The organism is Microvirga sp. HBU67558, assembly GCF_018069605.1.
In the GTDB taxonomy this organism is placed as follows: Bacteria; Pseudomonadota; Alphaproteobacteria; order Rhizobiales; family Beijerinckiaceae; genus Microvirga; species Microvirga terrae.
The window spans coordinates 1-8,936 of record NZ_JAGPUP010000411.1; the positions used below are offsets into that span (position 1 = coordinate 1).

Sequence of the window (8,936 nt, forward strand, 5' to 3'; positions counted from 1 at the left end):
CCGGCCTTGTGCCGGTGATCCCGACCCGTAAGGCGCTCTGCTCTTCCAATCGGGATGGCCGGGACCAGCCCGGCCATGACGCAGAGGGTGTCAGGACGGACGGAGGATGGCGAGACGAGCGGGGGGTGGCGAGGAAGGGCGGAGGGTGACGGAACGACCCTGGGATGGCCGGGACAAGCCCGGCCATGACGTAGGGAGGATCAGGGCGAGCCCGCCCCGATTCGGACAGGCGCGGTGTTCCTATAAGCGGGATCGCCGGGACAAGCCCGGTGATGACGGGGAGAAGGTCACGGCCGGCCATGCCGGCCCCGGCGTGCGAAGAGGCGTCTCGGATGGGGACCGGGCCGAAGGGACATCGACCGTCACCCGTGCGATCGGCTGGAAACGAAGCGGGGTCAGGCCTTTAGACGTGGCAGTTGACCCAAAATGTCACCACTCGGGCAGGGCCGCGAAAGGGCCGCAGGCGGTCGGCGCCCCGGGGCGATGCCCGACCCGACAATAAGTTGCTGAAACGTAAACGGATTTTGGCCCCTGCCTTGCCTCTGGAAAACCCGTCAAAAAGCTTGAAAATCGCGCCGTTTTCCCCCATCTAAGGGACTGATTTCAATTGGATTCGCGGGCCTGCCGAATGGCTTGACGAAGCGGCGCCGATAAGCCGCCTCTCGCGAAAGGGCAGACCGTTTTAAGAAAGACCAACCTTGACCGATCCGAACGATATCCGCTCCGGCGGCCCCGCGGGGGACCAGCCGGCGAGCGACATCAAGCTGATTTCCATCGTCGACGAGATGAAGCGCTCCTATCTCGATTACGCCATGAGCGTGATCGTGAGCCGCGCTCTGCCCGACGCGCGCGACGGCCTCAAGCCCGTGCATCGGCGCATCCTCTATTCCATGCATGAGAACGGCTATACGCCGGACAAGAAATACGTGAAGTCCGCCCGCATCGTCGGCGACGTGATGGGTCAGTACCATCCGCACGGCGACAGCGCGATCTATGACGCCTTGGTGCGCATGGCGCAGGATTTCTCGCTGCGCCTCATGCTCGTGGACGGGCAGGGCAATTTCGGTTCCGTGGACGGCGATCCGCCGGCGGCCATGCGCTACACCGAGTCCCGCCTCGCCAAGGCGGCGATGCCGCTCCTCGACGACATCGACAAGGACACGGTCGACTTCACGCCCAACTACGACGAGTCCAAGGACGAGCCGTCGGTCCTGCCGGCGCGCTTCCCGAACCTGCTCGTCAACGGGGCTGGCGGCATCGCGGTCGGCATGGCCACCAACATGCCTCCCCACAACCTGGGCGAGGTCATCAACGGCTGCCTGGCCTTCATCGACAATGACGCCATCTCGACCGAGGAGCTGATCGAGCTTATTCCGGGTCCCGACTTCCCGACCGGGGCGCTGATCCTCGGCCGCGCGGGCGTCAAGTCCGCCTACACCACGGGCCGCGGCTCCATCGTCATGCGGGCGAAGTCCGAGGTCGAGGAGATCCGCAAGGACCGCGAGGCGCTGATCTTCACCGAGATCCCGTATCAGGTGAACAAGGCCTCGCTGATCGAGAAGATCGCCGAACTCGTGCGCGAGAAGAAGATCGAGGGCATCGCCGACCTGCGCGACGAATCCGACCGCGACGGCATGCGCATCGTGGTCGAGATCAAGCGCGACGCCATGGCCGACGTGGTGCTCAACCAGCTCTATCGCTATACGCCGCTGCAGACGAGCTTCGGCGCCAACATGGTGGCGCTCAACGGCGGCCGTCCCGAGCTGATGAACCTGAAGGATCTGATCAGAGCCTTCGTGGACTTCCGCGAGGAGGTCGTCTCCCGGCGTACCAAGTACCTGCTCAACAAGGCCCGCGAGCGCGCCCACGTGCTGTGCGGCCTCGCCATCGCGGTGGCCAATATCGACGAGGTGATCCGCCTCATCCGCACGGCGCCCGATCCGAATGCTGCCCGCGAGGCCCTCATGGGCCGCGACTGGCCGGCGCACGACATCGCGCCGCTCATCGCGCTCGTGGACGATCCGCGCCACAAGATCAACGAGGACGGCACCTACCGCCTCTCCGAGACCCAGGCCCGCGCCATCCTCGACCTGCGCCTGCAGCGCCTCACCGCACTCGGCCGGGACGAGATCGGCGACGAGCTCGCCAAGTTGGCCGCGGAAATCTCAAACTATCTCGAGATCCTGCGGTCGCGCGCCCGCATCATGGGCATCATCAAGGACGAGCTGATCGAGGTCCGGGACGCCTTCGCGACCCCGCGCCGAACCCAGATCGTCGACTGGGATTCCGACGTCGACGACGAGGACCTGATCGCCCGCGAGGACATGGTCGTGACCGTGTCCCATGCCGGCTACATCAAGCGCGTGCCGCTCTCGACCTATCGTGCGCAGCGCCGCGGCGGCAAGGGCCGTTCCGCCATGACGACCCGGGACGAGGATTTCGTCACCCGCCTGTTCGTGGCCAACACCCACACGCCGGTCATCTTCTTCTCCTCCGAAGGCCAGGCCTACAAGGAGAAGGTGTGGCGCCTGCCGCTGGCCGCTCCCAACGCCAAGGGCAAGGCGCTGGTGAACATGCTGCCGATCAAGCAGGGCGAGCGCATCACCACCATCATGCCGCTGCCCGAGGACGAGGCGTCCTGGGACAAGCTCGACGTGATGTTCGCCACGTCGCGCGGGACCGTTCGCCGCAACAAGCTGTCGGACTTCGTCCAGGTGAATCGCGGCGGCAAGATCGCCATGAAGCTCGATGAGGGCGACCACATCGTCGACGTGCAGATCTGCTCGGAGAACGACGACGTGCTGCTCACCACGGCCAAGGGCCAGTGCATCCGCTTCCCCGTGACGGACGTGCGCGTGTTCAAGGGGCGCGACTCCATGGGCGTGCGCGGCATCAACCTGGCCGAGGGTGACGACATCATCTCGATGGCGATCCTGCGCCACGTGGAAGCGACCGGCGAGGAGCGTTCGGCCTATCTCAAGATGCGCCGCGCCGTGACCGGCGAGCAGATGGGCGCCGATGCCGACGCGACGGACGACGCGGAGGAGACGGAAGGCGCGAACTTCTCGCTGTCCCAGGAGCGCTATGCGGAGATGAGCGCGCAGGAGCAGTGCATCCTGACGCTCTCCGAGAAGGGCTACGGCAAGCGCACCGTGTCCTACGAATACCGCATCACGGGACGCGGCGGCAAAGGCATCACGGCCATGGCGGTCAACAGCCGCAACGGCAAGCTGGTCGCCTCCTTCCCGGTCGAGGGTTCCGACCAGATCATGCTCGTGACCGATGGCGGCCAGCTGATCCGCGTTCCGGTCGAGGGCATCCGAGTCGTCGGCCGCAACTCGCAGGGCGTCACCGTCTTCTCGACCAAGAACAAGGAGAAGGTGGTCTCGGTGGAGCACATCGAGGGCGAGGACGAGGACGGCGAAGGCATCGACGAGGTTTCGACCGAGGGCGGCGAGCCCACCGAAGGGTAAGACCCGTCGGCCGATTGAGAACATTGGAAAACCCGCCGGCTCAGGTCGGCGGGTTTTTCGTCGGCTGGAAGGCAGTCTGTCCCGGCCGCCGTTGTGCTCAGACGAGGCTCGACAGCGCGGCCGGGCTCAACACGGCCACGGCGGTGACGACGACAATGACAAGACGGACGATCATGGCTCTCTCCTGACCTAAGGTGAGCCTTATCTCTCACGGGGCGGCTCGGCTTGCCGTGTGCCAGCGCACGGCTTGCCGGATGGCCCTAATCCAGCTACGCCTTGGCCCATGACACGCACCGCGCTTTATACCGGCAGCTTCGACCCGGTGACCAACGGCCACCTGGACGTCCTGCGCCAGGCCTGCAGCGTGGCCGATCGGATCGTGGTCGCCATCGGGGTCCATTCCTCGAAGGCTCCGGTCTTCTCCGCGGAGGAGCGGGCCGACATGCTGCGCGAGGTCTGCGGGCCGGTTCTGCAGGAGCGGGGCGTCGCGCTCGAGGTCGTGACCTTCAACGACCTCGCGGTCGAGGCGGCCCGCCGCCACGGCGCGAGCCTGATCGTGCGCGGCCTTCGGGACGGCACGGATTTCGACTACGAGATCCAGATGGCCTCCATGAACGCCGCCATGGCGCCCGAGGTCCAGACCCTGTTCTTCCCGGCTTCGCCCCCTGTTCGCCCCATCACGGCCACGCTTGTGCGCCAGATCGCCGGAATGCGCGGCGACGTCTCGGCCTTCGTGCCGGGACTTGTCGCCGATCGCCTGAAAGCCAGATTCAGGCAGCCATAGGTAGCATCGTCCTCGATAAGGAGACTTCCCACCATGAAGCGTTTGCTCGCCGCCGGAGCGTTCGTGCTCGCCGGCCTCATCCCGGCCCTCGCCCAGCAGGCCAACGACCCGCAGAACACGATCTTCCTCGACACCAAGGACGGCCGCATCGCCATTCGCCTGCGCCCGGATCTCGCTCCGAAGCATGTCGAGCAGATCAAGGCCCTGACGAAGCAGGGCTTTTACAACGGCGTCGTGTTCCACCGGGTGATCGGCGGCTTCATGGCCCAGACCGGCGATCCGACCGGAACCGGCACCGGCAAGTCCAGCCTGCCCAACCTCCCGGCCGAGTTCACCAAGACGCCGTACAAGCGCGGCTCCGTCGGCATGGCCCGGTCCCAGAGCCCGGATTCGGCCAACAGCCAGTTCTTCATCTGCTACGAGGGCTGCGGGCCGCTCACCGGCCAGTACACGCTCTTCGGCGAGGTCGTGTCCGGCATGGACGTCGTCGACAAGATCAAGAAGGGCGATGCCGCCGCCAACGGCATGGTGTCGAACCCCGACAAGATCGTGAAGATGCAGCTCGCCGCCGACGCGAAGTGATGCGCCTTCATCCGGAATCCGGAGCGCGGCTGGTCCTCGCCGCGCTCCTGTTCGGAAACCTGGCCGCTCCGCCGCTCGCCGCTCAGGTGCTCTCACCGGCATTCGACCCGTATGCGTGGGAAGAGCCCTATCAGCAGCCGCCTCCGCTTCCAGAGGGCCTCAGGGGCACGGTCCGCCCGCGTCCCGATGCCCCGAAGGTCGAGCGTATCGACCGGATCGCCCAGATCTTCCAGGCCATTCAGGCCTGCTGGCGCCCGGCCTCGGGCAGCGGCTATTCCGGTCAGGAAATCACCCTGCGCCTGAGCTTCAAGCGCAACGGCGAGGTGCTGGGACAGCCCCGGATCACCTATTACAAGGCGGGAACCCAGGACGACCGGCGCGAGCCCTTCACCCGAGCCGTGCGCGAAGCCTTTGAGCGCTGCACGCCACTTCCCTTTACGGAAAGCTTTGGACGTGCCATTGCCGGGCGCGTCTTCTCCTTCCGTTTCGTCGATGCCCGGCCTATGTGAGCGGGCAGGCGACTTACTTCAGCCAATACAGCCAGCACAGGAGATCCCGATGGCAGATCCGGAAAACACCATCATCATGGAAACCACCAAGGGCCGCGTGGTCATCGAGCTGCGCCCCGACCTGGCTCCCGGTCACGTGGAGCGCATCAAGACCCTGGCCCGCCAGGGCTTCTACGACAACGTGCCGTTCCATCGGGTGATCGAGGGTTTCATGGCCCAGACCGGCGACCCGACCGGCACCGGCACGGGCGGTTCGGATCTTCCTGACCTGAAGGCCGAGTTCAACGCGGAGCCGCATGTGCGCGGCACCTGCTCCATGGCGCGGACCAACTTTCCCCATTCGGCGAATTCGCAGTTCTTCATCTGCTTCGACGATGCCCGCTTCCTGGACAAGCAATACACCGTCTGGGGCAAGGTGACCGAGGGCATGGAGAACGTGGACAAGATCAAGCGCGGCGAGCCCGTGCGCGATCCAGACCGCATCGTGTCCATGAAGGTCGCGGCGGACGCGGCTTAAAGCGTTATCGTTCGTCATGGCCGGGCCCGTTCCCGGCCATGACGAACGGAAGGGTGCCTCACGTGGCGGGTTCGCCGGGACAAGCCCGACGACGGCCGCGGGGAGCGGACCAAACGGCCCGGCAATCAGGATCCATGCGCGTCGATCTGTTCGATTTCGATCTTCCCGAAGACAGCATCGCGCTCCGCCCGGCGGAGCCGCGGGATGCCGCTCGCATGCTCGTGGTCCGGCCCGAGGCCGGTTTCGAGGACAGGATCGTTCGCGATCTGCCGGATCTGCTGCAGCCGGGCGACGTGCTCGTGCTCAACAACACCAAGGTTATCCCCTCCCGGCTTTACGGCCTGCGCGTTCGCGAGGACACCGCCGCGCGGGTCGAGATCATGCTGCACAAGCGGGAGGGGGGCGACCGCTGGAGGGCTTTCGCCCGTCCGGCCAAGAAGCTCAATGTCGGCGACCGAATCCGCTTCGGGGACGAGTCCGAGAGCACGGCCTGCGAACTCGTGCGCCTCGACGCGGAGATTGTGGAGAAGGGGGAGGGCGGCGATGTCGGCTTGCGCTTTTCCTTCGCCGGAGCCTTCCTGGATGAGGCGATCGCCCGGCTTGGGGAGTTGCCGCTGCCGCCCTACATCGCCGGAAAGCGACCGACCGACGACAAGGACCTGTCGGATTACCAGACCGTCTATGCCAGGGACGAGGGGGCAGTGGCAGCCCCGACGGCCGGCCTCCACTTCACGGAGGATCTCTTCCGTCGCCTCGACGAACGCGGCATCGCCCGCCATTTCGTGACGCTCCACGTGGGGGCGGGGACGTTCCTGCCGGTGAAGGCCGATGACACCGACGAGCACCGCATGCACGCCGAATGGGGTTCCGTCTCGGCGGAGACCGCTCGGGCCCTCAACGAGGCGCGGGCCCGAGGAGGGCGGATCGTGGCGGTCGGCACGACGTCCCTCCGGCTGCTGGAAAGCGCCGCCCAGGACGATGGGACGATCGCACCCTTCTCCGGCGATACCGCCATTTTCATTACGCCCGGCTATCGCTTCAAGGCGGTGGACGTGTTGATGACCAATTTCCACCTCCCGCGCTCGACTCTCTTCATGCTGGTTTCCGCCTTTGCAGGGCTGGAATGCATGAAGACGGCCTATGCCCATGCGATCGAAACCGGCTATCGCTTCTACTCCTATGGCGATGGAAGCCTCCTCTACCGCCGCTGAGCCGCCTGCCGTCCCCGGCTCAGAAGGCCGGGCAGGGGCCATCGCCGAGGCGCGGCGGTTATGAATGGCCTTCCGTTGGCTGCGCTTCGACCGGGAACGACACAGAGAGTTTCTGAATGACCACCGAGAGCTTCACCTTCTCCGTCAACAAGACCGACGGCGCGGCGCGCAACGGCGAGATCCGGATGCCACGCGGCGTCATCCGCACGCCCGCCTTCATGCCGGTCGGTACGGCCGCCACCGTGAAGGCCATGTATCCCGACCAGGTGAAGGCGCTCGGCGCCGACGTGGTACTCGGCAACACCTATCACCTGATGCTCCGGCCCGGGGCGGAGCGCGTTGCCAGGCTCGGCGGGTTGCATCAATTCATGAACTGGCCCTATCCGATCCTGACCGATTCCGGCGGCTTTCAGGTCATGTCCCTGTCGGCCCTGCGCAAGATCGACGAGACCGGGGTGACGTTCCAGTCCCATATCGACGGCTCGACCCATGTGCTGACGCCGGAGCGCTCGATCGAGATTCAGGGCCTGCTCGGCTCCGACATCCAGATGCAGCTCGACGAATGCGTGAAGCTGCCTTGTTCCGACGAGGTGGCTGAAAAGGCCATGCGCCTGTCTCTGCGCTGGGCCGAGCGCTGCCGGGTGGCCTTCGGCGAGCAGCCCGGCAAGGCGATGTTCGGCATCGTCCAGGGAGGAGCCGTGGAGCGGCTGCGCATCGAGAGCGCCAGGGAACTCGCGGCGCTCGGCCTCAAAGGCTACGCTATCGGCGGTCTGGCGGTGGGCGAGCCGCAGGACGTGATGCTGCGCATGATCGAAACGGTCGAGCCGCATATGCCCCGGGAAAAGCCCCGCTATCTCATGGGGGTCGGCACACCGGACGACATCGTCGAGGCGGTGCGCCGGGGTGTCGACATGTTCGACTGCGTCATGCCCACACGGGCCGGGCGCCACGGCCAGGTCTTCACCCGCCACGGCCGCATGAACCTGCGCAACGCCCGCTTCGCCGAGGATGTGAGCCCGCTCGATCCGGAATCGAAGTGCAGTGCCTCCAACACCTACAGCCGAGCCTATCTCCATCATCTCGTCCGCTCGAACGAGATCCTGGGCATGATGCTCCTGACCTGGAACAACCTGGCGTATTACCAGGAACTCATGGCCGGGTTGCGCAAGGCGATCGCCGAGGGCAGGCTTGACGATTACATCGGTGAGGTCAAGGAAGGATGGGCGAGGGGCGAGTGGGACAGCAAGGCGGAGATCGGCCAGCACGCCGACAACGTGGCCATGGGGGCGGAGGGTTGATCAGCCGGCGCAGGCCTCTTCCCGCCTGTAGCCATTGGCCGAAACACCCCTCTTCCGGTACAGCGCCCGAGGTTTTGCCCTCCCGGCAAGGCTTTTCCATTGACCCGACGCACGATAGCCCCTATCTCGGGCTCACCCCTGGGAGCGCGTAGCTCAGCCGGTAGAGCATCTGACTTTTAATCAGAGGGTCCTGGGTTCGAGTCCCAGCGCGCTCACCAATATTTTCAAAGGGTTACCGGCATCTGCCCTTTGCGCCGTTTCTTCCCAGGTAGCCAATAGGTAGCCAGACGCTCCGGTCAGCTCGCGCTTGCTCCTGGTCAACTCGGGCAGATCACGTCTGCCCGCACCGTGGATGTGTCAGCGTTGGTTCGCTCCAGGGCAGGGGCGTCGTAGATGATCAGCAGGGCGCCAGCACCCCCCTCAGGCCAGAGCTCAATCCCCTCCGGATGATCCACATGCAGTTGGTAGGGCAGTTCGGCGACCGTCTCGATCCGCTCAGGGTCGATCACCCCAGAGGCATTGTCGTGCGCCGCATCCCGCCACCTTAAAACATACGCTGGCC

8 protein-coding genes and 1 tRNA gene are annotated in these 8,936 nt (G+C 65.6%); 8 read left to right on the forward strand and 1 reads right to left on the reverse strand.

The window, feature by feature from the left end; genetic code table 11:
- Positions 1-785: 785 nt before the first annotated feature.
- The 8 genes from gyrA to KBI52_RS03505 all read left to right on the forward strand — a co-directional run bounded on the left by gyrA (position 786) and on the right by KBI52_RS03505 (position 8,592).
- Positions 786-3,473: a DNA gyrase subunit A gene (gyrA, locus tag KBI52_RS03470; protein ID WP_247654156.1), complete on the forward strand. Its 2,688-nt coding sequence runs from the start codon at positions 786-788 to the stop codon at positions 3,471-3,473.
- Between the two features lie 283 nt (positions 3,474-3,756).
- Positions 3,757-4,257, forward strand: coding sequence for a pantetheine-phosphate adenylyltransferase (coaD, locus tag KBI52_RS03475; protein WP_210805332.1), 501 nt, complete (start codon positions 3,757-3,759; stop codon positions 4,255-4,257).
- Positions 4,258-4,290: 33 nt separating this feature from the next.
- Positions 4,291-4,839, forward strand: coding sequence for a peptidylprolyl isomerase (locus KBI52_RS03480; RefSeq protein WP_210805334.1), 549 nt, complete (start codon positions 4,291-4,293; stop codon positions 4,837-4,839).
- Positions 4,839-5,348, forward strand: coding sequence for a hypothetical protein (locus KBI52_RS03485; RefSeq protein ID WP_173945528.1), 510 nt, complete (start codon positions 4,839-4,841; stop codon positions 5,346-5,348). Before KBI52_RS03480 ends, KBI52_RS03485 begins: the two co-directional genes overlap by 1 nt.
- A gap of 49 nt (positions 5,349-5,397) precedes the next feature.
- Entirely contained in the window at positions 5,398-5,865 is a 468-nt protein-coding gene (locus KBI52_RS03490) for a peptidylprolyl isomerase (RefSeq protein ID WP_173945529.1), read from the forward strand.
- A gap of 134 nt (positions 5,866-5,999) precedes the next feature.
- Entirely contained in the window at positions 6,000-7,076 is a 1,077-nt protein-coding gene (gene queA / locus KBI52_RS03495; protein ID WP_210805336.1) for a tRNA preQ1(34) S-adenosylmethionine ribosyltransferase-isomerase QueA, read from the forward strand.
- Between the two features lie 116 nt (positions 7,077-7,192).
- A complete protein-coding gene (gene tgt, locus KBI52_RS03500) occupies positions 7,193-8,374 on the forward strand; it encodes a tRNA guanosine(34) transglycosylase Tgt (protein WP_210805338.1) in 1,182 nt (393 codons plus the stop codon).
- 142 nt (positions 8,375-8,516) lie between these two features.
- A tRNA-Lys gene (locus KBI52_RS03505) sits at positions 8,517-8,592 on the forward strand.
- 99 nt (positions 8,593-8,691) lie between these two features.
- Here KBI52_RS03505 and KBI52_RS03510 read toward each other — a convergent pair.
- Positions 8,692-8,936 (reverse strand): DUF3616 domain-containing protein (locus KBI52_RS03510; RefSeq protein ID WP_210805340.1); only part of this gene is annotated, 245 nt, incomplete at its 5' end.

What these genes read in the sequence shown, in the direction of transcription:
- tgt (WP_210805338.1), top strand. Translation starts at nt 7,193, where the DNA reads ATGACCACCGAGAGCTTCACCTTCTCCGTCAACAAGACCGACGGCGCG.
- KBI52_RS03485 (WP_173945528.1), top strand. Translation starts at nt 4,839, where the DNA reads ATGCGCCTTCATCCGGAATCCGGAGCGCGGCTGGTCCTCGCCGCGCTC.
- KBI52_RS03490 (WP_173945529.1), top strand. Translation starts at nt 5,398, where the DNA reads ATGGCAGATCCGGAAAACACCATCATCATGGAAACCACCAAGGGCCGC.
- gyrA (WP_247654156.1), top strand. Translation starts at nt 786, where the DNA reads ATGAAGCGCTCCTATCTCGATTACGCCATGAGCGTGATCGTGAGCCGC.
- coaD (WP_210805332.1), top strand. Translation starts at nt 3,757, where the DNA reads ATGACACGCACCGCGCTTTATACCGGCAGCTTCGACCCGGTGACCAAC.
- queA (WP_210805336.1), top strand. Translation starts at nt 6,000, where the DNA reads ATGCGCGTCGATCTGTTCGATTTCGATCTTCCCGAAGACAGCATCGCG.
- KBI52_RS03480 (WP_210805334.1), top strand. Translation starts at nt 4,291, where the DNA reads ATGAAGCGTTTGCTCGCCGCCGGAGCGTTCGTGCTCGCCGGCCTCATC.